This window comes from Shewanella sp. 1311 (genome assembly GCF_059338235.1).
The window spans coordinates 509,989-535,477 of sequence record NZ_CM181686.1 but is presented as its reverse complement, the minus strand read 5'-3'; the positions used below and the strand labels follow the sequence as shown (position 1 = coordinate 535,477).

Genomic DNA, 25,489 nt, shown 5'->3' with positions numbered 1-25,489 from the left:
CTTAATCACACATATTTTGCGCTATTGGCGTAATTTGTAAGAAAAAGTAAAACGTATTGATGCGATGATGTGAGTGAGTAAACTAGCCGTCATTAATGCGAGTCATCCCTTGGAAGCCCGATGAAAAAAATTATTCTAATAATCGCCCTATTGGCCGCGGCATGGTTTGGATATCAAGCCATGCAACCGCAAGAGATTGCCACCGCGCAAATGAAACTCATGCCTAACGTAGTGATCGCCACTGCTGCCATGGCACCTATTCGCGATGAAGTGGAAGCCATCGGCACCAATAAAGCCGCAGAATCTGTGACCATAACCCCTAAAGTCACCGACATGGTGATAGCACTTAAGTTTGATGATGGCGACATAGTTAAGAAGGGGGACTTGTTAGTCCAACTGCAAAATGCGGAACAGATTGCTAAGGTAAAAGCCGCGCAAGTTAAAGTCAGTGATAATCAACGTGAATTCAACCGTATCAGTTCGTTAGTCACCAGCCGCACTGTGGCAGAGTTAGAACGCGACAGATTACAAACCCTTATCGATACCACCCGCGCAGAGCTTGAGCAGGCGCAAGCATCACTCAATGATCGCAGTATTCTGGCGCCTTTTAATGGCCGTTTAGGTTTACGCCAAATCAGTGTCGGCAGCCTAGTATCGCCCGGCACTGCGATCACTACCTTGGATGATATCTCTAAGATTAAACTCGATTTTTCAGTGCCTGAGCGTTTTATTCAAGATTTAGCCCCAGGTAAGAAAGTTGAAGCCAAAGCTGTGGCCTTTCCTGATTTTACCTTCAAAGGCGTGGTGACTTCGATTGATAGCCGCGTAAACCCAACGACACGCACTGTGATTGTCCGCGCCGAAATCCCCAATCCTGAGCTGCGTTTATTACCGGGGATGTTGATGAAGGTCAAACTCATCAAACGTAGCCGCGAAGCCTTGATGTTGCCAGAATCTGCCATTATCCCAATCCAAAATGATCACTTTGTTTACAGCGTTAATGCCGACAATGTGATTGAGCGTAAACAAGTCACTATTGGGATTCGTACCCGTGGTTGGGTGGAAATTTTAGACGGTTTAGCCTTGGGTGAAAACGTGGTGATCCGTGGCTTATTGAAAGTCCATCCTGGGGATAAAGTGCAAACGGAGTTCGCTGAAAAGTTTAGTTATCTTGCGGATACGAGCGCGGAGCCAAGTGTATGATCCTGACTGATCTCTCAGTAAAACGTCCCGTATTTGCCTCAGTGATCAGCTTGCTGCTAGTCGCTTTCGGGCTTGTCTCCTTTGATAAATTGCCCCTGCGTGAATACCCAAACATAGATCCGCCTGTGGTGTCTATCGACACTAACTACCGCGGCGCCAGTGCCGCTGTGGTGGAAAGCCGCATTACCCAATTGATTGAAGACAGGATTAGCGGCGTCGAAGGCATTCGGCACGTGAGCTCATCGAGCAGTGATGGCCGTTCATCCGTCACCTTAGAGTTTGATATTAGCCGTAATATTGAAGATGCGGCTAACGATGTGCGCGACCGTATTTCTGGCTTACTCGACAATTTACCCGAGGAAGCTGATCCCCCAGAAGTGCAAAAAGCCAATGGCGGCGATGAAGTGATCATGTGGCTCAATTTGGTGTCGGATCAAATGACCACCCTCGAATTGACCGATTACACCAACCGTTATTTAGCCGACCGTTTTTCAGTGGTCGATGGTGTGGCGCGGATGCGTATCGGCGGCGGCAAAGTGTATGCGATGCGGATATGGCTCGACAGACAAGCCTTGGCATCGCGCAGCTTGACGGTTGCTGATGTAGAGGCTGCGCTTAGAGCCGAGAACGTCGAGTTACCCGCAGGTTCGATTGAATCTAAGGAGCGGCACTTTACGGTGAGGCTCGAGCGGGGTTATCGCACCGCCGAAGATTTCGCAAATCTAGTGATCACCCAAGGGGAAGACGGTTACTTAGTTAAACTGGGGGATGTCGCGCGGGTGGAAATCGGCTCTGAAGAAGAGCGGATTATGTTCCGTGGCAACAAAGAGGCGATGATAGGTTTAGGCGTGTCTAAGCAGTCAACCGCCAATACCTTGGAAGTGGCGCGTGCGGTGAATGCGCTGGTTGATAAAATTAACCCAACCTTGCCAGCGGGCATGTCCATTAAGCGCAGCTACGATAGCTCAGTGTTTATCGAAGCCTCGATTAAAGAAGTGTACCAAACCCTGTTCACTGCGATGGTCTTAGTGATTATCGTAATTTATCTGTTCCTTGGCAGTGTGCGCGCCATGTTGATCCCTGCTATCACTGTGCCTGTGTCCTTGCTTGGCACCTTTATTGTGCTGTATGCGCTTGGCTATACCATCAACCTTTTGACCTTGTTGGCGATGATCCTCGCCATCGGCATGGTGGTGGACGATGCGATTGTGATGCTGGAAAACATTCACCGCCGTATTGAAGAAGGAGATTCGCCCTTAAAAGCGGCCTTCCTCGGTGCACGTGAAGTGGCCTTTGCGGTCATCGCCACCACCTTAGTCTTGGTCGCCGTGTTTATGCCAATCACTTTCCTTGAAGGCGACTTAGGTAAACTATTCAAAGAGTTTGCTGTGACCATGAGTGCGGCAGTGCTGTTCTCTAGCCTAGTCGCTTTAACGCTCACACCTATGATGTGTTCCAAGTTGCTCAAGCCTAGCTCGCAGGATTCTTGGTTGGTGCGTAAGGTTGACGGCATCATGACCAAAGTGTCAAACCGTTATCAATTATCGTTAAAGTCTGCCATGGCTCACCCGTTATTGATGTCGGTTTTGGTGTTGATCGCGTTAGGCTCTAGCGCCTATTTGGTCCAAAAAGTGCCGCAGGAATTTGCGCCGCAGGAAGACCGAGGCTCGTTATTCTTGATGGTCAACGGACCGCAAGGCGCGAGTTACGAATACATAGAATCCTACATGAATGAAGTGGAAAACCGCTTGATGCCGCTGGTTGACACGGGTGATATTAAGCGTCTGCTCATTCGTGCCCCACGTGGTTTTGGCCGCGCTGCGGATTTCTCTAATGGTATGGCCATCGTCGTGTTGGAAGATTGGGGCAAACGTCGCCCCGTTAAAGAAGTGATTGCAGACATTAACAAACGGCTTGCCGATCTTGCTGGGGTGCAAGCGTTTCCTGTAATGCGCCAAGCCTTTGGCCGCGGCGTGGGTAAACCCGTGCAGTTTGTGATTGGCGGCCCTAGCTACGAAGAACTGGCCCGCTGGCGCGATATTATGATGCAAAAGGCGGCACAGAATCCTAAATTGCTCGGTTTAGATCACGACTATAAAGAGACTAAGCCGCAGCTTCGCGTCGTCATCGACAGAGATAGAGCGGCGAGCCTTGGGGTATCGATTTCAAATATCGGTCGTACGTTGGAATCCATGCTGGGCTCACGCTTAGTCACGACCTTTATGCGTGACGGTGAAGAATACGATGTGATCATTGAAGGCGAGCGCGGTAATCAAAATACCGCAGCGGATCTGCAAAACATCTATGTGCGTTCCGAGCGGACTCAAGAACTTATCCCGCTGTCGAACTTAGTGACGGTGGAAGAGTTTGCCGATGCCAGTTCGCTTAACCGTTACAACCGTATGCGCGCTATCACCATAGAAGCCAGTTTAGAAGATGGTTATAGCCTAGGTGAAGCCCTTGATTATATGAATCAATTGGCGCGTGCTTATTTACCAGCAGAAGCGGTCATCAGCTACAAGGGCCAATCCCTCGATTATCAAGAGTCGGGTAGTTCTATGTACTTCGTGTTCTTGCTCGCGCTGGGGATTGTATTCCTCGTGCTCGCGGCGCAGTTCGAGAGTTACATTCACCCTATGGTGATCATGCTGACTGTACCGCTGGCGACCGTGGGCGCGTTAATTGGTTTGTGGCTCACGGGGCAGAGTCTTAATATTTACAGCCAGATAGGTATTATTATGCTCGTCGGATTGGCGGCGAAAAACGGTATCTTGATTGTTGAGTTTGCAAACCAATTGCGGGATAAAGGCGTTGATTTTGACAAGGCCATTATTCAAGCGTCTGCGCAGCGTTTACGACCTATTCTCATGACAGGCATCACTACCGCCGCTGGCGCCGTGCCTTTGGTTATGGCCGCCGGTGCGGGCGCTGAAACCCGTTTCGTGATTGGTGTAGTGGTGTTGTCGGGGATTTTATTGGCAACCCTATTCACTATCTTCGTGATCCCCGCCGCCTACGGACTGTTCGCCCGTAACAGCGGATCGCCCGAAGCCATAGCCCAACAGTTAGAAAAAGAATTAGCCCAAGACTAACGCCTCACTTAGGCTGATGTTGAAAGTACACTAAAGTCCACATATAGGCGCTTGGTATTCATCAAGCGCCTTATTTTTCGCCATTCGAACCTCGTTTTAGCCCTTGCCCTTGAAAAGCAAATTTGGAGCCCCATTTAAGTAAACACTAAGCGTTACTTTTACCAAATTACGTAACAAATAAAGGAAAATTTCATGTCACAACAAGAAACTCATGGTTTTCAAACAGAAGTCAAACAGCTGTTGCATTTGATGATCCATTCTTTGTATTCCAACAAAGAAATTTTCTTGCGTGAACTGGTCTCCAACGCTGCGGATGCAGCGGACAAGCTGCGTTATCTGGCGTTGACCAATGACGCTCTGTATGAAGGCGACGGTGAACTGCGAGTCCGTATCAGTGCTGATAAAGAAAAAGGCACTGTGACCATCGAAGACAACGGCGTGGGTATGACCCGCGACGGCGTGATTGAGCATTTAGGCACAATTGCTAAGTCGGGCACCGCTGATTTCTTTAAGAATCTATCGGGCGAATCTTCAAAGGATTCACAGTTAATCGGCCAGTTCGGTGTCGGTTTCTATTCAGCCTTTATCGTGGCCAAGAAAGTCACGGTTCGCACTCGCGCTGCCGGTCATAAGGCCGATGAAGCCGTATTGTGGGAATCAGAAGGCGAGGGTAACTTCACCGTTGATACCATCACTAAGGCGAGCCGTGGTACTGAAATCACCCTGCACCTGCGTGATGAAGAAAAAGAATTTGCCGATGATTGGCGCCTACGTTCAATCATTACTAAGTACTCAGATCATATCTCTGTGCCAGTCGAAATGTGGCAAGAAGGTACGCCAGAAAGTGATGGTGCTGATGGCGAAAAAATTTCAGCGACCGAAGGTCAATGGAAAGTCATGAACAAAGCGACTGCTTTGTGGATGCGCAGCAAAGCTGACATCAGTGACGAAGAGTATCAAGAATTTTACAAACACATTTCCCACGATTATACCGACGCACTACTGTGGAGTCATAATCGGGTAGAAGGTAAGCAAGAATACACTAACCTATTGTATATTCCTGCAAAAGCACCTTGGGATATGTGGAACCGCGACCGTAAGCACGGCCTGAAACTGTTTGTGCAACGTGTGTTCATCATGGATGACGCTGAGCAATTTATGCCATCTTATCTGCGCTTCGTGCAGGGCTTGATTGACTCAAACGATTTGCCGCTGAACGTATCCCGCGAAATTCTGCAGGATAACCACGTGACCAAAGCGATGCGTACTGGTATCACCAAACGTGTGCTTGGCATGCTGGAAAAACTGGCAAAAGACGATGCAGAAAAATATCAACAGTTCTGGGCTGAATTTGGCCAAGTGTTGAAAGAAGGGCCAGCGGAAGATTTCGCCAACCGTGAACGTATCGCAGGCTTATTACGTTTTGCCTCGACCCATACGGGTAGTGCTGCGCCGACTGTGTCACTCGATGACTACATCAGCCGCATGAAAGAAGGCCAAACTAAGATTTATTACATTGTTGCCGACAGCCATGAAGCCGCCGCTAACAGCCCACATTTAGAGTTGTTACGTAAGAAAGACATCGAAGTCTTACTGATGTCAGAGCGTATCGACGAGTGGCTAATCAACCACTTAACTGAGTACAAAGAGAAACAACTGCACTCAGTGACCCGCGGTGATTTAGAACTTGGCGAGCTGGAAGATGCAGCTGAAAAAGAAGCGCAAGAAAAGCTTGAGCAAGAATCGGTAGCTTTAGTTGAACGCATTAAAGCGGCATTAGGCTCGACTGTTGCGGATGTGAAAGTCACGTCACGCTTAACCGACACCCCAGCCTGTGTCGTGGCGGGTGAAGGCGAAATGTCGACTCAGATGATCAAGCTGATGCAAGCTGCCGGTCAACCAGTGCCAGAAGTGAAGCCGACATTTGAGATCAACCCAGCGCACCCATTAGTGTCGCGTTTAAATGATCTTCAAGATGAAGCAGCCTTCGCGGATTGGTCGAATCTGCTGCTGCAACAGGCGCAATTGTCTGAAAAAGGTAGCCTTGCGGATCCATCGGCCTTTATCAAGCTGATGAACCAAATGTTACTGGCTAACATGAAGTAAATGACTATCGGGGCCTTTCTTTGAACGGCCCCGATATTGTTTCTAGTGCAGGAAGAGTGGTTTGTGCCTAGAGCACTCCACTTCCGTGTTGCATCAATTCAAAAGGTGGTCGACATTCTGACATTGATGCGCCTTGAATTGAAGCACCCTAGGCGCTCTGAAACTCGACTCTTCAGGTTGCTTGGGTATACAAGCTGTTAAGACAACGATTTTAAAATAGCGCGTTGAAACTGAGTGCTAACACTTAGTTTTAAAAGCATAAGGCCTCCTATGTTTGAGGCCTTAAACGTTAAGGGAATACTATGGACAATATCCTCAGCCTGACTAAAGACAATATTCAGCAAGTCGTTGACGCCTCGATGCAGCAGATCGTGGTGTTAGCATTTTGGGCACAGCCGCAGGAACAAAGTGTGGCTATGCTGCACACCTTAGAGCAAATTGCCGAGCAAAATGCGGGTCGATTCGTGCTCGCTAAAGTTGACTGTGAAGCAGAATTAGAAATTGCCAATTACTTTCGCATTCAAAGTCTACCGACCACGTTAGTATTGGATAAAGGTCAGCCTGTCGATGGTTTTGCTGGCCTGCAAGATGCGGCGCAAGTCACAGCCATGCTGGATAAACATTTACCGCCAATGTGGCAGTTACAGTTGGCACAGGCCAAAGCATTACTCGCACTTAGTCAAGTGAGCGCAGAGGATCTTGCCACTGCTGCCGTGTTGCTTAAAGACGCGCATGCAGGCTCAAATCAAGCGGGTGAGGTGAGTTTAGTGCTCGCCGATGTGTATCTGATGCAGGGCGAATTAGTGTTAGCGCAAGCCATGCTTGAGAAAGTCGGGCTTGCCGACCAAGATGGTTACTACCAGAGTTTAAAAGCCAAGCTCGCACTTGCCCTTGATGCGGCGGATACCCCTGAAATTCGCGATTTACAGCAAAAGTTTGAGCAAAATCCAACAGATTTAGTGTTATTACTCGAACTGAGTAAGGCATTGCATGCCGCCCACCGCGATGATGAAGCATTAGATCTGTTATTCGGTGTGCTCAGTAAAGATTTAGGTGCTGAAAATGGCACAGTAAAACAAGTATTTATGGAAGTATTAACGGCACTTGGCCAAGGTAATCCCATAGCCAATCAATACCGCCGTAAACTCTATACCTTGCTCTATTAATGATAAAAATGCCTAAGGAACCGCAGTTTATTTGCGGTTTCTGAGGCTAAAGTCGAAGCTAAAAGCCTTCTCAATGGCGGCCAGATGTGCGAAGATCGCCGCCCTAAGAAGAATATCAATGCGAAAAGAGGACTCTTGAGATGCGCATTATCCTATTGGGCGCCCCAGGTGCCGGTAAAGGTACCCAGGCCCAGTTCATTATGGAACAGTATGGTATCCCACAAATTTCCACTGGTGATATGTTACGTGCTGCGGTAAAAGCTGGCACTCCACTGGGTTTGGAAGCGAAGAAAGTGATGGATGCTGGTCAACTGGTTTCTGATGATCTGATCATCGGTCTGGTTAAAGAGCGTATCGCACAGGAAGACTGTGTTAAAGGTTTCTTGTTAGACGGTTTCCCACGTACTATTCCACAAGCGGATGCGATGGCGGCAAACGGTATTAGCATTGATCACGTGATTGAAATCGATGTGCCAGACGAAGAAATCGTTAAGCGCATGAGTGGTCGCCGTGTTCACCCAGGTTCTGGCCGTGTTTACCATGTGGTTTTCAATCCACCTAAAGTGGAAGGTAAAGACGACGTGACGGGCGAAGATTTAGCTATTCGTCCAGATGACGAAGAAAGCACAGTGCGTAAACGTCTTGCGATTTACCACGAGCAAACTAAGCCGCTGGTTGAATACTACGGTAAAGTGGCTGCAGCTGGTCAAACTCAATACAACAAGTTTGACGGTACTCAATCGGTTGCGGCCGTGAGTGAGCAGCTTGCCAGCGTGTTGAAATAACCGAAAAAACTTAATTTACGAGAACGAGTTCTCATATTAGAAAAAAGCCTGCCGATGCAGGCTTTTTTTATGGGCATCTGAATGTTAGCCTCCAAGTGAACTTCATTAACCATGAGCCTAACGTTGAATCCTTCCCCTGCTTTTGGTGTGTTATTGGTTAACCTCGGCACGCCTGATGAACCTAGCCCTAAGGCCGTAAAACGATTTTTAAGGCAGTTTTTAAGTGATCCCCGTGTCGTCGATTTATCACCGTGGATTTGGCAACCGCTGCTGAACGGCATTATCCTCAACACCCGTCCGACTAAAGTCGCGAAACTCTACCAAAGCGTGTGGACGCCGGAAGGCTCACCCTTGATGGTGATAAGTGCACGCCAAGCACAAAAGCTGGCGGTGGACTTAAGCGCCACGTTTAACCAGACCATCCCGGTAGAACTGGGCATGAGTTACGGCAATCCCTCCATCGATGCGGGATTTGAACGCCTGAAAGACCAAGGGGCTGAGCGCATTGTTGTGCTGCCTTTGTATCCCCAGTATTCCTGCTCGACGGTGGCAAGTGTGTTCGATGCCGTTGCCAGTTATCTTAAAACCGTGCGTGACATACCTCAGGTTCGCTTTAATAAAGACTATTTTGATCATGATGCTTATATAGCGGCGCTAGCGCATTCAGTGACGCGTCACTGGAAAACCCATGGGCAGGCCGACAAGTTGCTATTGTCATTTCACGGTATTCCCCTGCGTTATGTGAAAGAGGGCGATCCATACCGTGAGCAGTGTTTTGTCACGGCGAAACTGTTAGCGCAAAAACTTGAGTTGAGCGAGTCGCAGTGGCAGGTGTGTTTCCAATCGCGCTTTGGCCGCGAAGAATGGCTCACGCCCTACGCTGATAAATTATTGGCCGAGTTACCTGCGCAAGGGATCAAAAGTGTCGATGTGATTTGCCCTGCGTTTGCGACCGATTGCCTCGAAACCTTAGAAGAAATCTCCATTGGTGCTAAGGAAACCTTTTTACATGCGGGTGGCAGCGACTATCGGTTTATCCCTTGTTTGAACGACGATGAGTTACACATTGAATTATTACGGCAATTAATCCAAGAACAAGCGGTATCTTGGGCCCATACCCAAGCCACCTGAAGAGTCGAGTTTCAGAGCGCCTAGGGTGATTCAATTCAAGGCGCATCAATGACAGAATGTCGACCACCTTTTGAATTGATGCAACACGGAAGTGAAGTGCCCTATGCGCTCCGTCCCGGCGGCTGATGTTAAACACGAGGTAACGCACTTTATACTGTGTTGACTATTTTTAACTTAGCCCACTAGGTCTGCAAATAGCCGCAATCGCCATGGATGGCGTGAATGCCATTTATGCAGGAGCAATAAATGGCCTTGTCTGAACCATTCCATTAAATTCCCGCTGAATCCTACATCTTCAGGTTGTTTGGGTATTGGAGCACTGGCTTCGAACTGATTTTGTGATAGAATCTGCGCCCTTCCGGCTAAGGGGTGGTTTTTTTGTCTCGCTAGCCTAGACTCAATATTTTTAGGATGCTGCTTGGCTTGACCGCCTCGGCAGACGCCAATTAGCATGGATGCCAGGAAAAGAGAGCCACTATGAAGTTTCCCGGTCAGCGTAAATCAAAACATTATTTTCCGGTTAAAACCCGAGATCCGCTGCTTGAACAGCTGACTCAACAGCCTCAGCCGTTTGCGACCTATATCAGCGGTATTGATCAAACCTTAGTGGATATCGAAGCGAAAGTGGAGGACGAATTGCTGAGCCGTTATGGCTTACCAAAAGGCAACTCGACCCTGATCAATGATGAACAGGCCCACAGACTCTACACTGAGTTAAAAATTCATGGCTTGATTAGCGATGAATTTGCTGGTGGCACGATTGGCAACACAGTGCACAATTATTCTATTCTGGCCGATGATCGTTCAGTGTTATTCGGGGTGATGAGTCAGAATATCGAAGTGGGCAGTTACGCTTATCGCTATTTATGTAATACCTCTTCTAAAGTTGATCTTAACTTTCTACAGCCTGTAGATGGCCCTATCGGTCGCTGTTTTACCCTGATTTCTGAGTGTGGCGAGCGGACATTTGCGATTAGCAAAGGCTCGATGGATAAACTCACGCCTGAATATATTGATAAAGATGTAATACAGGGCAGCTCTGCCTTAGTGCTGACCGCGTACTTGATGCGCGCCAGCGATGGCGACCGTATTACCGATGCGGCCATGTGCGCCATCGAATACGCAAAAGCCGCCGAGGTGCCGGTAGTATTGACCTTAGGCACGCGTTTTTTGATTGAAGAAGATCCGCAATGGTGGCAAAACTTCATCAAAGAACATGTCACCATTTTGGCGATGAATGAAGATGAAGGTGAAGCCTTAACCGGTTCACGGGATCCTCTGCTCGCCAGTGAAAAAGCTTTGGAATGGTGTGACATGGTATTAACCACTGCGGGGCCTATCGGGCTTTATACTGCGGGTTATACTGAAGATTCTGAAAAGCGCGAAACCGTTCATACCCTGTTGCCGGGCGCGATCCCTGAATTTAACCGTTATGAGTTCTCCCGTCCAAAGCTTAAGAATGACTGTGAAACACCAATCAAAGTGTTTGCCCACATTTCACCTTATATGGGCGGTCCAGAAAAAATTGGGAATACTAATGGCGCTGGCGATGGCGCATTATCGGCGTTATTACACGATCTGGCGGCCAATGCTTTCCACAAGACTAACGTGCCAGGTTCGAGTAAACATAAGCGCGATGGCCTGTGTTATTCCTCGTTTTCCCAAGTGTGTAAGTACGCTAACCGCGTCGCCTATGAAGTCTTAGCCCAGCATAGCCCGCGTTTATCCCGTGGTTTACCTGAGCGCGAAGATAGCTTAGAAGAATCCTACTGGGAAAGATAAGCCAGTACCTGTATTGGTATTAAGCTGACTGATTTACGCTAGGGCAATAACGACAAACCGTTGTTGCCCTTATTTTTATGACGTTTATCAACAATCAATCCGCTAAGCGCTAATTTTAACTACAGGCAGTTGCGAATAAATGTTAACGTTAGTCGGGTTCAGATAGTCCAAATACAGCGATTATTTAAGGTGGAATTTTCGGTGAAAGCGCAAATCTTAAGAGAAATGAAGGTACTCACGGCCATAGGGCCAGAGTTCGAAGTGCAACGTCGGGTCGCGTTTATTAAAACCAAACTAAAAGAAGCGCGCAGCAAGGCATTGGTATTAGGGATCAGCGGTGGGGTGGATTCTTCTACCGCTGGGCGTTTGTGTCAGTTGGCGGTGGACAGTTTAAACCACGAAAATAGCCAAGGCGGTTACCAGTTTATCGCCGTGCGCTTACCCTATCAGATCCAAAAAGATGAGCATGAGGCGCAATTAGCCTGTCAGTTTATTCAACCTTCTAAATTGGTCACAGTGAATGTGCATCAAGGGGTTGATGGTGTGCACAGCGCTACCGTCGCCGCATTAGCCGAAGCCGGATTGCCTTTGCCCGATGTGGCAAAAGTGGATTTTGTGAAGGGTAACGTTAAAGCCCGTATGCGGATGATAGCCCAGTATGAACTCGCCGGACTCGTGGGCGGGCTTGTGGTGGGGACAGATCACAGCGCCGAAAACATCACAGGTTTTTACACTAAGTGGGGCGATGGTGCCTGCGATTTAGCGCCTTTATTTGGTCTTAACAAGCGCCAAGTTCGCCAACTTGCCGCGTATCTTGGTGCGCCAGAGTCTTTAGTGCATAAAGCGCCAACCGCGGATCTAGAAGATAATAAACCGTTACTCGAAGATGAAGTCGCACTGGGGCTAACCTATGCCCAAATCGATGATTTCCTTGAGGGTAAAGATGTCGGCAAGGCGGTTGAAGACAAATTGATTGGTATTTATAAGGCAACGCAGCATAAACGTCAGCCTATCCCAACCATCTACGACTAACGCTGAATCGTATTCGAATAAGCACTCGTTGGAACTCAGTTCACGAGTGCTTTTTTATGTCTCTCTATTACCTAGTGACTGAGCTTGCGGCAGCCTTTACAGCTGTTGGTGTCGCTGTAGCTCGGAAACTAGCAGCGATTGTTCATTGAAGCTGGCTATCTTGCTGAGGCATCTCACTGGAGGATGTTGCAGAGGAATGTTGCTGAGGCCTGTGACAGTGGCATCTGGTCGCAACATTTAGCAGCGGCATCTTGTTGTAGGGATTATGGCAAGACTAAGTGTTGGCGTGTCAGGGCGATCAGTTGATTTGGGTACTGGCGATAATCCAAATAGGGCGTGAGTAAACAATGCTGCCCCAGCGAAGATGGAGGCGTCATCGCGGTTATGGATTTGTTTTGGGCGGTTAAATGCTGCGCACGGATATCGCTTGCAGACATGGTGAGTCCTAAACACTTTGCAGCCACTTGCCCCGCGATGAGATGGATCTTCGCGTGTGCCATCAGCTCTATAGCGCCTATGCAGATCATTTCATTTTGCTTGAGTAACACTTGGTCACGATAGCTGCGCCAATCCTCTCCGACCGCGCTGATTTTTGCCATAATAGTGAAGATCTTACGCCAATGATTGCCATTTAACGCTATGAGTGCCCCGACAGCGTCTGGTTGAGTGTAATGCCAGTTGTCAGGTATCAGCGGCGCGGTAGGAAGATAGTAGGCCAAGCTAGCGTGTGGATTACCGATAATCATCGAGAGCGTATAAGTTTCATTGGAATAAGACTGCTTTGGATCCTAACCCGATTAAGGTCTATGCGGCTAATAAAATTGTGGGCTTATGGCAGTGGATATTATTGTGGTAAAAAATTTGAAGGATGTTTTTTTCTAACCGTATAATTGGCTTGCTCATTTTATCTTATTGTTATGTAGGAACAGCCATGAAGGCCATTATCATAGGTTCGACAAAACACCTATTCTTAGCCGCATTGTATGCGAGCATTGGCATAGCGCTGGCGTTACTCGCGACCGGGATTTACTTTCTCAATGCGCGCCCTGAATTGTCGTTATGGCATACGGTCGAGCTAGATAATGAGTTCCATTACAATACTAAACTCGCTAGTTTTAATGAGTACTTAGCGCTAGAAGAGCGCTTATTCGCCGAAGTTGAGCGCAAAGTCGTCCAAAAAATTCCTGCCAATGAATTCTCTCCCGTGAACCGCTATGTCAAAAATAGTTTATCCGATCCTGCCCATTGGCCCCAAAATTGGAATCGCAGTTATGAATGGCCCAAAGCCGATGCCGAGTTTGGGATATTGCTGCTCCACGGCATGTCAGACTCGCCCTATGCCTTATCCAATGTGGCTGCGCATTTTAAAGGTAAAGCCCATGTGCTGGGTTTAAGACTACCAGGACATGGCACGATTCCGAGTGGCTTGACTGAGGTTTATTGGCAAGATCTCGCCGCCGCAGTGAACTTAGCCACAGCGCATATGCGGCAAACACTGGAAGGTAAACCGCTATTTGTTGTGGGTTTTTCGACCGGTGCCGCCATAGCACTAAACCATGAGTTAGAGCGTATCAGTCAAGATAAAACCCCAGATTATGCTGGGATGATTTTTATCTCGCCTGCGATAGGGTTAACGCCATCGGCGGCGGCCGCACGCTGGCAGAGTTGGATTGGCCGATTGCTGGAGCTGGATAAGCTGCAATGGAACAGCATTCAAGTGGAGTACGATCCCTTTAAATACACCTCTTTTGCGGTCAATGCGGGGGATGTGGTGTATCAGTTAGCGCTACGCAATCAAGGTTTATTGGCTGGATTAACTTTGCCGCAAAGGGCGCAAGTTCCATCGATACTTACTTTTCAGTCGGTCGTGGATGCAACCGTTTCAACTTCGGCGGTGGTGAATAATCTGTATCAAACGTTACCAGAAAAAGGCCATGAGCTCGTGCTGTTCGATATGAACCGACTCGATGTGAATGCCAAAATGGTGTCCAATGATCCGTTAGCAGGCTTGCTGTCGAGCATCAATAGCCCTGCGCAGCATTATCGTGGCACTGTGGTGGAAAATATCAGTAATGAAACCACGCAAGTTCAAGCGCGCAGCTTTGGTTTAGATGCGCTAGGTAACGTGGTCACAGAAGGTAAGGAAGTGCGTGCATTAGATTTGTATTGGCCCGCTGGCGTGTATTCTTTGTCCCATGTTGCGCTCCCCTTTGGTGTGGATGATGGCCTCTATGGCGCAGTTATTCAGCCTGATTTACATCGGATACAAATTGGTGCCTCAGCTTCGCGGGGGGAGCGCGGTTTATATAGCGTGTCGGCATCGGAAATGTTGCGCCAGAAATGGAATCCTTTTTTCCCATATTTGCTGGAGCGCATGGATGAGTATCGACTCGCGCATATGCACTAGGATTTTGTGCTTGATTAACCGCTCAGCTAATCTGGCCTAAACCTTCTTTACCTTTGAACGACTGTCTCCTCAGCGGCTTTCTCTTAACCAAGTTCCAGTTAAACAATCAGGCTGCAAACAACCCGATCACGCCCCTGTTCCTTTGCCAGATACAAGTTATTGTCGGCCTGTTTAAGCCAGTACTCTAAGGATTCGCTATAGGTGGCATTGGCAATCACAGCGCCGATACTCGCGGTGACATTAAAGCTTCGATGATCCTGCGGATTGATGATCACAGTGCCTGCGAGCTGCCGTTTAAACTCATTGAGATGTGCTTCAACTTTCAAGGCATTACACATAGGCAAAATCAGTAGAAACTCTTCGCCGCCGTAGCGCGAGATTAAATCAATATCCCGTTTAAAGAGTAACGTTAGGAGTTTAGCAACCACTTTTAAACACTCGTCGCCACCCAAATGGCCATAAGTATCATTGATTTGCTTAAAATGGTCTAAATCCAATATGGCAAGCGTCATGGCATCTTGACCCCGTTCGCACATCTGTTGGATCAGTGGAAATTGATGCTCGGTATAGCGGCGATTATAGAGATTCGTCAGCGGATCGCGCTCGGCTAAATCCTTTAATTTCACATTGGCAGCCTCTAAATCTTGGGTGCGCTGCTGTACTTTTTGTTCAAGTTCTTGTTGGTGTTCGAGTAAGGCTTGTTGGTTCGAGGCTAAACTTTCATACAAGCTATAGATTTCTTTAGGGGTGCTTTTATCGAGTAGAGCATGCTCAAACTTCTCGTCACTGGCTTTTTCTTGCTTAGCTGGACCGAAATGCTGCGCTAAAAGCGACAGAGGTTCGGTCAGTAACTTACTGATGGCTTTAGTAATAAAAAAGGCACCGACTAAGGAGCAAAACAGCAAAATTACCGTGTTGACATATTGGCGCTCAGCCAGTTTTAGAAGCGGCACAAAAGGTTCTAAAACATAGAGTTGCCACCCATTGTTTAACTTATGCTGGGCATAGATGTACTCTGGAGTATTTGAATCTAGGTTATGCAGGTTCATCAGTTGAAGCTGGGCGCGATAAATCTCACTGCCTTTGCTGAATGACAAGGGACTGAGGGGCGCCAGGCCTAACCCTTCGGAGGCATAAATCAGATTGTTGTTCTCATCTGTCAGTAAAATAGATTGCTGCTCATGATGCAGGTTTTGTTTATCTATGCTGGAAAAATAGCGTAAATCTAAGCTGCCTTCGACTATCCCTCTGGCTTGATTGGGATCATTTTGACGAAAAATAGGGGCACTAATGGCAACGATCACGTCATTACCAAAACCTCTGCCGATAAATGCGGGTGATACAAAGGTTTTATGGTTATAAAACGCTTGGATAAAGTAGTCCCTATCGATCACCGAATAAATATCAGAGGGACTGTCTAACTTCACTACATTGGTTATTGGGCTGGCAGCGAGTAAGTTGCCTTGCTCATTAGCAAGTAACATCGTCTTAAAGCTTTTATTACTATCGTGTACGCTCGACAGTAATGCCTGCCATTCATTGATGTCTGCATTAGACATACTCAAAAAATTGGCAGTGCTAGCGATGACTTGGGTGTTGTAAGCGAGATAGTTGTCCGTTGCATGGCTCAAATGGGTTGCCGTATCGTCCAGATTGCGATTAATCATCACTTGTTGGTTGTCGATAAAAAAGTGATTAAAGGCTAAGGACGAGACTAATAAACTCACAGTAATGATCAAGGTAAATAAGTAACTGAGCTGCGAGCTAAAAGTGCGCCGGTCAAGATTGGTCAGTTTGCCTTTAAAATGCCACAGGCTTGGAATAGCAACCACGCAGAGTTCACCAATTGAAGCGTAGAGCATGCCATTAACGGCTTGTTTTATCGCGGTAAAAGGAATGTGGCTGGCGGGCATTTTAGCAATGACAGCCACATAAATGGCTAACAGCGGGATCCCCAATAACACCCAATAACTCACACTGGCATAGAGTATTTGAATATCTCGGCGCCTTGCAAAACCAAGCCATAATGCTTCGAGTAAAAACAGTAAATACACGTGCGGGCTCGACCACACGATCATGAGTCCCGTTGCGGTAAATAGGGCGGTGATCAACGCATACCAAGGCCCTAAGAGTATCGCCACTATCACTACGGCGACGTTGCCGAGAATCAATTGCACATTGGCGAATAGAGGGATGGGAAAAAGATTCAGGACTAAGCCGAATACCCCCAGAATAATGGCCAGTCTGAGATGGGCGGTTTGGAATGTGGGTAGATGCAAAGAAAAGTCCCTTTGAAAATTTGCTTCTGTTAACTGTTTGTGATTATGGCACAAATAAATACAGTGCCTCTATTTCAGAGCTTCAATTGAAGCCCCCAATATAAAGCCATAACAGAAATGAATTTGTAGAAACTGATTCTGGGAACGGATTAAAGAAACGAATTATTGATATTGAGACAAATTATAGAAAGGAATAGTGCCACCGATTTATCTAGGCAAACATAGGGTGAATTCTGGTCAGTAACAGACTGATGATTAGCAGAGTCAATGGATAAGGCCATTTCCGAACGGTTATCGACGAAAATTGTGTCATTCAGAACATAAACTAAGCAGTCGATCAAAGAGATGTAATGAAGCCCTTGCGCAGTTGCAAGGCAATTGCTACAGTTCTGGCTCACTTAAGATAAACCCCATAAACAGTATCTTAGGTGATGAGTGATTGAAGAAATTAGCTTGAAATAGCCACTAAGTTATAACGGACTAAATCAACGCTGATAATACAATTCACTTAAAAAATTTCGGTATGTAGCGCAGCCCGGTAGCGCACTGTCATGGGGTGTCAGGGGTCGGAGGTTCGAATCCTCTCATACCGACCAAATTCATAAACAAAAAAGCCTGCAATCTTAATCAGTTGCGGGCTTTTTTGTGTCTATAATTTGGCTTTTTACTGCTTAGAGGTGGTGAAACTGTGGTGAAATCGGGGTGAAACGGGTTTCAGAATTACAGTGGTCAAGTGCGCTGGTTGCATTAGTTTTATTAATGGCTGAATTTAATTTCAGCGTGAGGTACTTCGGTCCATTGCAGATGATCCCGCACATAGATTTTGGTGGACTTAGCATCGGTGTGAGCCATTCGGCCTTGAGGATCAACACCCATATCAGAAAACAATCTGGCGGAAAGCGCACGGATCTCGTGGAAGGTTGGGCGCTGGCTCATTTCTAAATGATTGAACAACGCTAACTCATCCCTTAATGCTGAAAACGCTCTGCTGAGATAATTAGGATCGAGCTGATAGCGGTGATCAGTCGCTTCACTTTGCTTATTGTGTTTGTCTGGTCGGCGATGAACCACATAAGGACAAAGCACTCCATCACGACTTTTATCAATAACGGCCTTTAATACCTCACCGATAGGGATTGCCACATGGCTGGCTTCTTGCTCTTCCACTTTTTGGCGATGAATAAATAATGTGCCGTAAATGCCATCGACAGGTTCATCAAACCATAGGCAACCACATTGGCCTTCCTTAGGTTTTTTAATGCTGTATTTTATCCGCGATACTTCAAGGCGTGCTTGGGTTGATTGCAAAGCAAGGTCCATCGCCGTTTGTAACCACAGTGGCGCAGCAGCATGGATTTGTTGATACACTTCAAAGCTTAAGCGTTGGCGTTCCTTACCTCTGGTTTTGCGTTTTTTCATCTTTCGAGAGGCCGAATTATCTAACATGATGGACTGGTCGATTGCGTAGTTAATCAGTTTCTCCAAAAATCCAAGTTTGCGGTTATGCACATTGGGGCTGGCATCAGGATGGTATTGGTTTAGATAGCCGTTGATGTGCTCAAGGCTAATATCTTGGCTGCTAACCTCAGCAAAATAGGTTTTAACCCGTTCGGCATCGTTGCGCATAGTGCTGCCCAGTTGCTTACTTGGTGCTTCCTCTTTAAATATCAACTCTAAAAGGCGGTCCACATGGCTGGCAAAGGACAGTCCATCAGCTTGAGGTGAGGCGCATGAGGCTTCAATCAATTGATCCACCGTTAACCCAACGGTAGGTCGCATAATGCGGTTGTACTCAACCGCAATTTGAATCGCCTGCACTTTATCTTTACCTAATGTTTTGCGAACACCATTTACCAGCGTAAAGCGGTAAGTGCCCTTGGAGCTATCAAACATTAGATGCTGAGGCAGATTTTTATTATGCGACTTTTTTGGGCGTACCATGTTAATTACCTTGAGGCTGCAATTAAATCAGACACCGCGCTGCTAACGGCGGGCGCGACACCAAAGTGCTGGTCTTCGTAAACATAGACCTTGTTATCTACAATGAGCCCGCGAATCACTCCACGTAAAATCCAACCTTTAATGGTACGATTTTGAGGCGCGGAATTGGCTGCAAACTCACGTTCAGACCACTCACTGGCCCTCATTAGTTTGGAAGGTTTTCTATAGGACATTTTAGACTCCTAGTATTTCAAATCGAGCGATAACGGCTTGTTCTCGGCTTTCAGTTGACGATAAATCGAACTTTGGGCGCTGGTTGAAAATTGCTGCTTCCTGCAGATTGCTTCATTCTGCTTCCTTATCTTTCGGAGCGAAGAACAGTGCGACGGGGCCATCTTCGGTGTCGTGAATGCTCAGCAAGAATGAGCCGGCCTTGTCGCAAACGGGTTGCCAATCGCTGATATCGGTGTCGCCCTCGTCAAAGTAGCGCTCGATCAGATGTTCAGGCGCGTCGAGTTCAAACCAAATCGCCACAAACTCGCCGCCTTGGCGTGCAGCCCATGCTTCACACTCTGCGCGGGTCACACCTTCATCCCACTCGGGCAAATCTGGATGGGTCCAATAACCTTCTTCACGTTCAACTGTTGCTGCTTGTATCGGGTTCATGCTGCTTCTCCTTGGCGCTGGGCTTGGTATGTTTGCCATGCGGGCAAATCAGTGTTTGATACTCGCCAATCAAGCTCGCCAGTCTTGTCATAGGCCACTGAGCCGCCATATTGAGCACCCTCAAAAGTAAATGTCGCAGTGCAATACAGTTGTGGATATGCACCGTTAAATGCCGTGAAGGTCAGATCAGGGCGCAGTGATAACAGTCGTTGCTTAAGGGCTTCGGCCTTAGCATTGTGATCCGTAATGTCAGCTTGCTTTTGTGAATGGCACGCCGCGTTGCAATAAAACGCCTCGCCGATGCAGATCACCGCTTCAATGTCCGTGGCATTGCCTTCATCGTCTTCGGCTTTAATTGGGTTGCCGCAGTGGTAACAGGTAAAACACCAACCATCCGCCAGTAACACTTGATAAGGCACGTTGCCTTGCGCAGCGTATTGGTCATATTCAGGGCAGCGAGTAACTGACATATCATCTTCAAAGGTCAGATTGAGTTCGCCCGCACCTATGCGGCGAGCGGCGGCAGCATGTTGATGAAACACAATGCACGCGGCGCCCTCGCAATGTTCTTGTACTTGAAACGCTTTAATCTTGGGTGTGCTCATGCTGCTTCTCCTTTTATCCTGAGTTTTGATTCTGCGTTGAGTGCGAATACTTCGGCGTCGGCTTGGCCGAAGTCGCTGCACTCGATGGCGTTAAAAGACTTACAAATGCCCCAACCGTGATAGTTGTTTGGGGTGTACTTCACTTCGATTTGTTGCTGATCGCACATCAAGGTGAAGTAGGGCTTAGATAGCGTAACCACGCCCTCTTTAGTGCTGAACGTATTCATGCCGCCTCCTTGTTTTGGTTGTCGCTTGTTTGGCTAACAGGTGGGTGGCAGGGCAGGCGCATTGGGTGATATCGGTACGAATACACTATGGTGCGGCTAATGCCCTTGGCTAAGTTGGTTAAGCCGTTGCCCAATGCTTGCCAGTAGAGGCAATCTAACGCGCCGAGCGCCAGCGCGATTTTGATGCTGTCGCCCGTTGTGGCCTTGAGTAACAGGCTTAACTTATGGCTGCGGTAATGATTTAGCAGATGGCGAAACGCCGCTGATTGAGTCATTTAGGCCACCTGCTTCGGTTGCAAAGGGTTTGATTGCAAATGAGTTAATTGCAGCTTGGCCCAGTCGATGGCCTTAATGGCCTCGACCGTGGCGGCGATTTGCTCTAGCTTCTTTTGCCCGCGCATAAAGTTTGAAAGCTCAATACCGTGGCGAGCCGCCGCACGTTCGGCGGGCAGGGCGCTGGTGTAATGCAGCGTTAACGCCGCAATCACCTCGGGCGAACTAATGCGGGTGAGTGACAGCAATAACGCAACGCGCTCTTGTGATTCAAAGCCTGGGAGTAAGTGGTTCATGCTGCACCGCCTGTGGTGCTGATCACCTTGAACTCGATAACCCATACCCACGGGTTGGCATCCCAATTTTCATAGATTGAGTTCCATAGGGACTTAAAAGCATGTTGTGGGTTTTTATACCAACGCCAATGAGGCGAATGAGGCTTATGGCTTGAATGCTTTTCAACTCCGCCCCATTGTTGGTAAACGGAGCTATATTGCAAACCTTCTGCTTTTGCATCTTGCTCGCTGATATCATTTAGCCTTTCTACCCGAACGGCAGTGACTTCCAGCAGAATACGCGCCGCCCAGCGTGGCATGTGGATAGACGGAATAAACCCGCGATACTCAGCGCCACGATAATCAAAGTCTTCATCACCCGTGCCTGCCGTTAATCCGCCACAGACATAATGCAAATCAGGCCAGTGTGCTTTGGTCATTGCCTCACGCACCCACAGCAGATCGCCAAGCGTGCCGAACGGTGAAACAAACGCGCAATCCTCACTGCTAACCCCAAAAACATCATCTTTTGCGGGTTGATAGAATCCGCGCTTATCAATGACTGTCGGTGTATACCATTCGGCATTTTTAGAAAATGGCGCCCATTCATCATGCGGTTGAGCTTTAAACATTCTCCGCGTCTGTGTTTTACGGCCATCAAGAATGGCGCGCACCATTTCGGTGTTGAAGATAATAGGGCGCTGTTTCATGCTTTCACCTCTGCCTTAGTCAGTGACAGGATCCAGTTGCGTAGCTCAATCATTTGAGGGCACAAATACATTGACGCGACATAGGTGTATAGATGTGGGTAATCATGCTGTTTACGCCTGATAAACCAATTCGCATCGGCTTCGGTGAGGCAGGATTTAATGACCTCTTCAATTTCTTGAAAGTGAAGTTTTGTGAGGTTTGATGGCAAATCGTAATGATCTGAATCAACATCAAAATCTTCGATAAATGCTTGAGTGAATACGTCGGCAAATGATTCGATTTCGTCGTGATAAGATTCGATCTTGTCGTTCTCGAATAACCACGTTTTGCACCATTCGGCATCATGCTCTAGCAACCATTCAGCAAGGTTACTTTTATCGCCATCATCAGAGCGATAGAGCGTTGAATAATCACCATCTTCCCCGTAAAAAATCTCCCAGTGATGTTCGTTGTAGTCTTTTTCGGTGAGCAAATAGCGCTTGCAGCGCACTTGCCAGATTGGCTCCGCAGTAATGCGATTATCTTGTTGGTGCATTTGCTGAGACATTTCAAGCAAGAATGCGGGGATTTCGATGTGTTGGCTCATGTTGATTTCCTTATCTTCTAACCAAGAAACGGTGCAGACCTTTGGCGGCACGAATGGCGACAGTGCGGTCGGTGGTAAACTTGCCACCGGGCAACATCCAACCTTCCTTAAACGCGACGATATGGCCAACGCCGATTTTGATATCGCTGTGTAGCGGTTTGTCATCAGTTAACATGCTGCTTTCCTTCTCTCGTCATCACACACCGCAGGGCTAAGCTGCGGCTTCGCCGTTAAACACCACCAGATTGATGATGGGTTTCTTGGTTTTTGGGTTCACCTTGTCCGACAGCTTGTGATAGCGAATATGCACATCGCGGTGGGCTTCTTGGGTCATGGCTAAAACTATGTATTGCTGGCACAGCGCGGGCGTCGATAACGAATGCGACAGGCGTTGTGGCTTCATGGTTTCAAACAAGTGCTGCGCCATATCATCCAACTTAGCTTGGTACTCGTCGGGGCTCAGTTGACGGCGGTTAGGGTGCGCGCCTACTGAGGTGCTGCACTTTTTGGCCGCTTGATTTTTCGCTAAGGTCATGGACACGCCGTAAACAAAAAACATAATTGCCTCCAACAAGGTGAAACTGTTGCCGTTATTGTTACAGGGATATGGACCATCACCCCTTGGTTGCTTTGCCTAGATAGCCTAAATCGTGAATGTTCGCGGCGGTTCTGCGGCTCTACCGCGTTAGCGGCCGACGGGCGCGGCTGTCGTCATAGTGTGCAGCGGATGCACATTAGTGACGGTTTGCGAGTCGTTACGCCACACCATCACCTTGCCGTACAAACCTTGTAGGGGCTCGGTAAAGCGCAGGCTGAAATTGAGCCCCAGTTCGCCCGTGTGGCGAATGAACTGGCGGTAAAAGGCAGGGCTTGGGTGGTGATAGGCAAAATGCTTGACCAGCTCGGCGCAACGGGCTTGCACTCGTGGGCAATCCATCGGGTCGGTGTGGCCCTTGGCCAGCGCCATCAAGCAGGCAAAACGTATTGCAACCAGTAGACGAAACTCATCGCGTTGCTTAGGTGTGGTGTGAACTTTCGCTAGAGTCATTTCCTTGTCCTCGGTAGTACCCATTGGGAGCAGAGTTCGAAAGGGCTGTCAGTCGTTTATGGTTCAGAATGTCAGTGCTTGGGATTCGCTTTCTGTTGGGGAGCGATTCATGCTAAATGTTAGTTATCTAACTTTGATGAGTCAAGTGAATAAGTTAGTTTTCTAACTTTTTATTGTGATTAAATAACTTTAGATATGTAGATTTGATGGTAAGTGGTTGAGTAAAAGGGTTTTATTGTGCGAGTGGATTAAAGGCTTTTATCTTTTATTGAGGAGGTATAGGTAGGTTCATTTCTCTACAGATAGTAAGAGGTATCAATGAATGACGACGTCATTGATTTTCTTGTGAAAACCACCATCATGTATAGCGGGCGGCAGGGCTTGGCACGAGAAGCACTGTATTGGATTCACTCAACGTCATATATAGCTCTAACTCGATATCTGTTGAGCTCATTTTCTGATGCGATGGCTTCGAGTGCTGCAATTACATTAGCTGTAATATTTTTAAATTTTTCATCATTGCTTGAGTGAAAGTCTTTAAAGGTAAGTAATCCACCTCTCACTTTTGTGACGAGTTGTTCTGGGCTGCTTTTCATCCACTTAATATAATCTTCTTTGGTTAGTGAATTTAAAAAATTAATATCTTCTGAGTTCCATGAACCATTTGTAGCAATTTTTAACGAAACTTCATCAAGGTTATAGTTTTTCGTATTATTATGTAATTCCTTTATTTTCTTCTTTAAATAATTGCTCTTGATTCTTCCAATATCCCATGAATTGATTGGGTCTATACTAGAAAGTGAATCAGAATTAATTTTCATGTAATGGTCAACGAAAGGGGTTATATCCTCTCCGAAATCTTCTAGAATATCTATGGCTGAGTAAAAATCTGAAAACTCTATTCTTGAAGTATCTTCATTGATTATTTCAATCAGAGAGTTTTTAAAGTCATCAATATTATCTAAAAAGGAACCTGAATAAATATTCCATGCCCTCTTCAACCTTGCACTAACAGCATAAATACGGACTTTTTCATTGCACTCAGCTACAGTGATTTTTAATTCTTCTTCGTTAATGTATCCATTCTCCAAAAAGAATGCTATATGATCATCGAATACAGAACTGCTTAACTGTATGTTTGATGTCAAATTTCTAAACTTTTTTTCACCTGCTGAGATATCAGTTTCTTTATCTGTTATAAATGATAACCATGAGTTTTCTGCAAGCTGTTCCCTCAATAGGGTAAAAGTCAAATCATTATCTCTAATGTAATAAAATCTACAAAGTAGTGCTGTGTGAACGATTAGTTCATCAATTATTTGAATGTCACTATTGCGTACATATTCATATAAAGATTCAAGTGCCCATTTTATTTTTCTAATAACTCTTATATTTCTGATGTTTAGAATGCGTGCTACATTTTCAAGTGTAGAATAACCTGTATCCTTTTCAGAAAAGATGCAAGCAAGATTTTCTTTATATGTTGGATTGTAATTTATCTCAATATCAACAACTTTCTCTCTGTATGAATCAAACTGATTTTTATCATCTTCATTGTCAAATGAGCTTTCATTGAAAATCAGTATAACCTTGCATTTTTTTCGATGAGCTAGCTCATCGACAAGACCCATGATTTCTTTTACTGCCAGTCCTTTTCCTTTTCTTTCCATGTCGTCAATGCAGACAATATAATTTTTAACTAAACTATATTCTAGGTTGGAAATTAGTCCTGAGTATTTTGAAACAATAGGAAGGCTTTGTGATTTTCTAGAAAACCCATTTAAAGAAAGGAGTTTTCTTTTTATTTTTTCTATACCACCGTGAACCCAATGTAATTTATTAGATAGCAAGCTTGACTCGTTGAACTCATGATCAAATGATTGATTAACGGCTTTGTCACTACCTATTGCTTTTGCATTATGAAATACTCTTTTTCTTACATCTTCTAATGAAGAACTACCAAAAAGGGAAATATAACTATATGCTAGCTGATGCAAACTACCTGAACCTATCTTTCTTGAAATGTATTGGTCCCAAAAATAGGTTTTTCCTACGCCCCAGTCGCCTTTTATAACAACTACTTTTGCTTCACTTTCGAAGAACGCTTGCAATGACTTTTCAAGATTATTCATAATTCTCTCTAAAGGTATAATGCCGCAGCTTAAATATAAAAG

The 25,489-nt window shown here is 46.6% G+C and carries 24 protein-coding genes and 1 tRNA gene; 10 read left to right on the top strand and 15 right to left on the bottom strand.

Annotation, left to right across the window (positions count from 1 at the left end):
* Window positions 1-120: 120 nt before the first annotated feature.
* The 8 genes from AC5YB3_RS02455 (at window position 121) to nadE (ending at window position 12,297) form a co-directional block, all read left to right on the top strand.
* Complete coding sequence (locus AC5YB3_RS02455) at window positions 121-1,203, top strand: efflux RND transporter periplasmic adaptor subunit (RefSeq protein WP_006082058.1); 1,083 nt, start codon at window positions 121-123, stop codon at window positions 1,201-1,203.
* A complete protein-coding gene (locus AC5YB3_RS02450; RefSeq protein ID WP_494526496.1) occupies window positions 1,200-4,295 on the top strand; it encodes an efflux RND transporter permease subunit in 3,096 nt (1,031 codons plus the stop codon). The genes AC5YB3_RS02455 and AC5YB3_RS02450 overlap by 4 nt, the downstream gene beginning before the upstream one ends.
* 192 nt (window positions 4,296-4,487) lie before the next feature.
* Window positions 4,488-6,401: a molecular chaperone HtpG gene (htpG, locus tag AC5YB3_RS02445; RefSeq protein ID WP_259573847.1), complete on the top strand. Its 1,914-nt coding sequence runs from the start codon at window positions 4,488-4,490 to the stop codon at window positions 6,399-6,401.
* Between the two features lie 302 nt (window positions 6,402-6,703).
* Window positions 6,704-7,567, top strand: a complete 864-nt coding sequence (locus AC5YB3_RS02440) for a co-chaperone YbbN (RefSeq protein ID WP_259522694.1) — start codon at window positions 6,704-6,706, stop codon at window positions 7,565-7,567.
* A gap of 140 nt (window positions 7,568-7,707) precedes the next feature.
* Window positions 7,708-8,352, top strand: a complete 645-nt coding sequence (gene adk / locus AC5YB3_RS02435) for an adenylate kinase (protein WP_006082054.1) — start codon at window positions 7,708-7,710, stop codon at window positions 8,350-8,352.
* A gap of 111 nt (window positions 8,353-8,463) precedes the next feature.
* Window positions 8,464-9,483 (top strand): ferrochelatase, encoded by a 1,020-nt coding sequence (hemH, locus tag AC5YB3_RS02430; RefSeq protein ID WP_494526495.1) that lies wholly within the window; start codon window positions 8,464-8,466, stop codon window positions 9,481-9,483.
* Between the two features lie 477 nt (window positions 9,484-9,960).
* Window positions 9,961-11,265: an inosine/guanosine kinase gene (locus AC5YB3_RS02425; RefSeq protein ID WP_494526494.1), complete on the top strand. Its 1,305-nt coding sequence runs from the start codon at window positions 9,961-9,963 to the stop codon at window positions 11,263-11,265.
* Window positions 11,266-11,466: 201 nt separating this feature from the next.
* Window positions 11,467-12,297 carry an NAD(+) synthase gene (nadE, locus tag AC5YB3_RS02420; protein WP_494526493.1) on the top strand — a complete coding sequence of 277 codons (831 nt, stop codon included), beginning with the start codon at window positions 11,467-11,469 and terminating at the stop codon, window positions 12,295-12,297.
* 263 nt (window positions 12,298-12,560) lie between these two features.
* Here the strand turns inward: nadE and AC5YB3_RS02415 are convergent, their stop codons facing one another.
* A complete protein-coding gene (locus AC5YB3_RS02415; RefSeq protein WP_494526492.1) occupies window positions 12,561-13,043 on the bottom strand; it encodes a DUF6942 family protein in 483 nt (160 codons plus the stop codon).
* Between the two features lie 185 nt (window positions 13,044-13,228).
* Between AC5YB3_RS02415 and AC5YB3_RS02410 the strand changes: the two genes are divergently transcribed.
* Window positions 13,229-14,704, top strand: coding sequence for an alpha/beta hydrolase (locus tag AC5YB3_RS02410; RefSeq protein ID WP_494526491.1), 1,476 nt, complete (start codon window positions 13,229-13,231; stop codon window positions 14,702-14,704).
* Between the two features lie 98 nt (window positions 14,705-14,802).
* On the opposite strand, the gene AC5YB3_RS02405 is transcribed toward AC5YB3_RS02410, so the two are convergent.
* Entirely contained in the window at window positions 14,803-17,037 is a 2,235-nt protein-coding gene (locus AC5YB3_RS02405; RefSeq protein WP_494526490.1) for a sensor domain-containing diguanylate cyclase, read from the bottom strand.
* Between the two features lie 465 nt (window positions 17,038-17,502).
* On the opposite strand from AC5YB3_RS02405, the gene AC5YB3_RS02400 reads away from it, so the two are divergent.
* Window positions 17,503-17,579, top strand: a tRNA-Pro gene (locus AC5YB3_RS02400).
* A gap of 160 nt (window positions 17,580-17,739) precedes the next feature.
* On the opposite strand, the gene AC5YB3_RS02395 is transcribed toward AC5YB3_RS02400, so the two are convergent.
* From AC5YB3_RS02395 to AC5YB3_RS02335, 13 genes are all read right to left on the bottom strand, one after another.
* Entirely contained in the window at window positions 17,740-18,924 is a 1,185-nt protein-coding gene (locus AC5YB3_RS02395; protein ID WP_494526489.1) for a site-specific integrase, read from the bottom strand.
* Between the two features lie 5 nt (window positions 18,925-18,929).
* On the bottom strand, window positions 18,930-19,157 hold the full coding sequence (locus AC5YB3_RS02390; protein WP_006082046.1) for a hypothetical protein: 228 nt from the start codon (window positions 19,155-19,157) through the stop codon (window positions 18,930-18,932).
* 112 nt (window positions 19,158-19,269) lie between these two features.
* A complete protein-coding gene (locus AC5YB3_RS02385) occupies window positions 19,270-19,590 on the bottom strand; it encodes a hypothetical protein (protein ID WP_494526488.1) in 321 nt (106 codons plus the stop codon).
* Window positions 19,587-20,195: a hypothetical protein gene (locus AC5YB3_RS02380; RefSeq protein ID WP_494526487.1), complete on the bottom strand. Its 609-nt coding sequence runs from the start codon at window positions 20,193-20,195 to the stop codon at window positions 19,587-19,589. Before AC5YB3_RS02380 ends, AC5YB3_RS02385 begins: the two co-directional genes overlap by 4 nt.
* A complete protein-coding gene (locus AC5YB3_RS02375; protein ID WP_494526486.1) occupies window positions 20,192-20,422 on the bottom strand; it encodes a hypothetical protein in 231 nt (76 codons plus the stop codon). Before AC5YB3_RS02375 ends, AC5YB3_RS02380 begins: the two co-directional genes overlap by 4 nt.
* Entirely contained in the window at window positions 20,419-20,697 is a 279-nt protein-coding gene (locus AC5YB3_RS02370; protein ID WP_168825293.1) for a hypothetical protein, read from the bottom strand. The genes AC5YB3_RS02375 and AC5YB3_RS02370 overlap by 4 nt, the downstream gene beginning before the upstream one ends.
* Window positions 20,698-20,991 carry a hypothetical protein gene (locus AC5YB3_RS02365; protein ID WP_432351607.1) on the bottom strand — a complete coding sequence of 98 codons (294 nt, stop codon included), beginning with the start codon at window positions 20,989-20,991 and terminating at the stop codon, window positions 20,698-20,700.
* A complete protein-coding gene (locus tag AC5YB3_RS02360; protein ID WP_494526485.1) occupies window positions 20,988-21,680 on the bottom strand; it encodes a hypothetical protein in 693 nt (230 codons plus the stop codon). The genes AC5YB3_RS02365 and AC5YB3_RS02360 overlap by 4 nt, the downstream gene beginning before the upstream one ends.
* Window positions 21,677-22,267 (bottom strand): ead/Ea22-like family protein, encoded by a 591-nt coding sequence (locus AC5YB3_RS02355; protein ID WP_115334409.1) that lies wholly within the window; start codon window positions 22,265-22,267, stop codon window positions 21,677-21,679. Before AC5YB3_RS02355 ends, AC5YB3_RS02360 begins: the two co-directional genes overlap by 4 nt.
* Before the next feature lie 10 nt (window positions 22,268-22,277).
* Entirely contained in the window at window positions 22,278-22,442 is a 165-nt protein-coding gene (locus AC5YB3_RS02350) for a hypothetical protein (protein ID WP_006083880.1), read from the bottom strand.
* Between the two features lie 36 nt (window positions 22,443-22,478).
* Window positions 22,479-22,826, bottom strand: a complete 348-nt coding sequence (locus AC5YB3_RS02345; RefSeq protein WP_006082041.1) for a hypothetical protein — start codon at window positions 22,824-22,826, stop codon at window positions 22,479-22,481.
* A gap of 126 nt (window positions 22,827-22,952) precedes the next feature.
* Entirely contained in the window at window positions 22,953-23,315 is a 363-nt protein-coding gene (locus tag AC5YB3_RS02340) for a hypothetical protein (RefSeq protein ID WP_494526484.1), read from the bottom strand.
* A gap of 407 nt (window positions 23,316-23,722) precedes the next feature.
* Window positions 23,723-25,447, bottom strand: coding sequence for a P-loop NTPase fold protein (locus AC5YB3_RS02335; protein WP_494526483.1), 1,725 nt, complete (start codon window positions 25,445-25,447; stop codon window positions 23,723-23,725).
* Window positions 25,448-25,489: the final 42 nt, after the last annotated feature.

Coding starts and splice junctions, on each gene's coding strand:
- AC5YB3_RS02380 (WP_494526487.1), bottom strand. CDS start 20,195: ATGAGCACACCCAAGATTAAAGCGTTTCAAGTACAAGAACATTGCGAG.
- hemH (WP_494526495.1), top strand. CDS start 8,464: ATGAGCCTAACGTTGAATCCTTCCCCTGCTTTTGGTGTGTTATTGGTT.
- AC5YB3_RS02370 (WP_168825293.1), bottom strand. CDS start 20,697: ATGACTCAATCAGCGGCGTTTCGCCATCTGCTAAATCATTACCGCAGC.
- AC5YB3_RS02365 (WP_432351607.1), bottom strand. CDS start 20,991: ATGAACCACTTACTCCCAGGCTTTGAATCACAAGAGCGCGTTGCGTTA.
- AC5YB3_RS02340 (WP_494526484.1), bottom strand. CDS start 23,315: ATGACTCTAGCGAAAGTTCACACCACACCTAAGCAACGCGATGAGTTT.
- AC5YB3_RS02440 (WP_259522694.1), top strand. CDS start 6,704: ATGGACAATATCCTCAGCCTGACTAAAGACAATATTCAGCAAGTCGTT.
- AC5YB3_RS02355 (WP_115334409.1), bottom strand. CDS start 22,267: ATGAGCCAACACATCGAAATCCCCGCATTCTTGCTTGAAATGTCTCAG.
- adk (WP_006082054.1), top strand. CDS start 7,708: ATGCGCATTATCCTATTGGGCGCCCCAGGTGCCGGTAAAGGTACCCAG.
- AC5YB3_RS02455 (WP_006082058.1), top strand. CDS start 121: ATGAAAAAAATTATTCTAATAATCGCCCTATTGGCCGCGGCATGGTTT.
- AC5YB3_RS02425 (WP_494526494.1), top strand. CDS start 9,961: ATGAAGTTTCCCGGTCAGCGTAAATCAAAACATTATTTTCCGGTTAAA.
- AC5YB3_RS02390 (WP_006082046.1), bottom strand. CDS start 19,157: ATGTCCTATAGAAAACCTTCCAAACTAATGAGGGCCAGTGAGTGGTCT.
- AC5YB3_RS02375 (WP_494526486.1), bottom strand. CDS start 20,422: ATGAATACGTTCAGCACTAAAGAGGGCGTGGTTACGCTATCTAAGCCC.
- AC5YB3_RS02450 (WP_494526496.1), top strand. CDS start 1,200: ATGATCCTGACTGATCTCTCAGTAAAACGTCCCGTATTTGCCTCAGTG.
- AC5YB3_RS02360 (WP_494526485.1), bottom strand. CDS start 21,680: ATGAAACAGCGCCCTATTATCTTCAACACCGAAATGGTGCGCGCCATT.
- AC5YB3_RS02415 (WP_494526492.1), bottom strand. CDS start 13,043: ATGATTATCGGTAATCCACACGCTAGCTTGGCCTACTATCTTCCTACC.
- AC5YB3_RS02385 (WP_494526488.1), bottom strand. CDS start 19,590: ATGAACCCGATACAAGCAGCAACAGTTGAACGTGAAGAAGGTTATTGG.
- AC5YB3_RS02345 (WP_006082041.1), bottom strand. CDS start 22,826: ATGTTTTTTGTTTACGGCGTGTCCATGACCTTAGCGAAAAATCAAGCG.
- AC5YB3_RS02350 (WP_006083880.1), bottom strand. CDS start 22,442: ATGTTAACTGATGACAAACCGCTACACAGCGATATCAAAATCGGCGTT.
- AC5YB3_RS02410 (WP_494526491.1), top strand. CDS start 13,229: ATGAAGGCCATTATCATAGGTTCGACAAAACACCTATTCTTAGCCGCA.
- AC5YB3_RS02395 (WP_494526489.1), bottom strand. CDS start 18,924: ATGGTACGCCCAAAAAAGTCGCATAATAAAAATCTGCCTCAGCATCTA.
- AC5YB3_RS02335 (WP_494526483.1), bottom strand. CDS start 25,447: ATGAATAATCTTGAAAAGTCATTGCAAGCGTTCTTCGAAAGTGAAGCA.
- htpG (WP_259573847.1), top strand. CDS start 4,488: ATGTCACAACAAGAAACTCATGGTTTTCAAACAGAAGTCAAACAGCTG.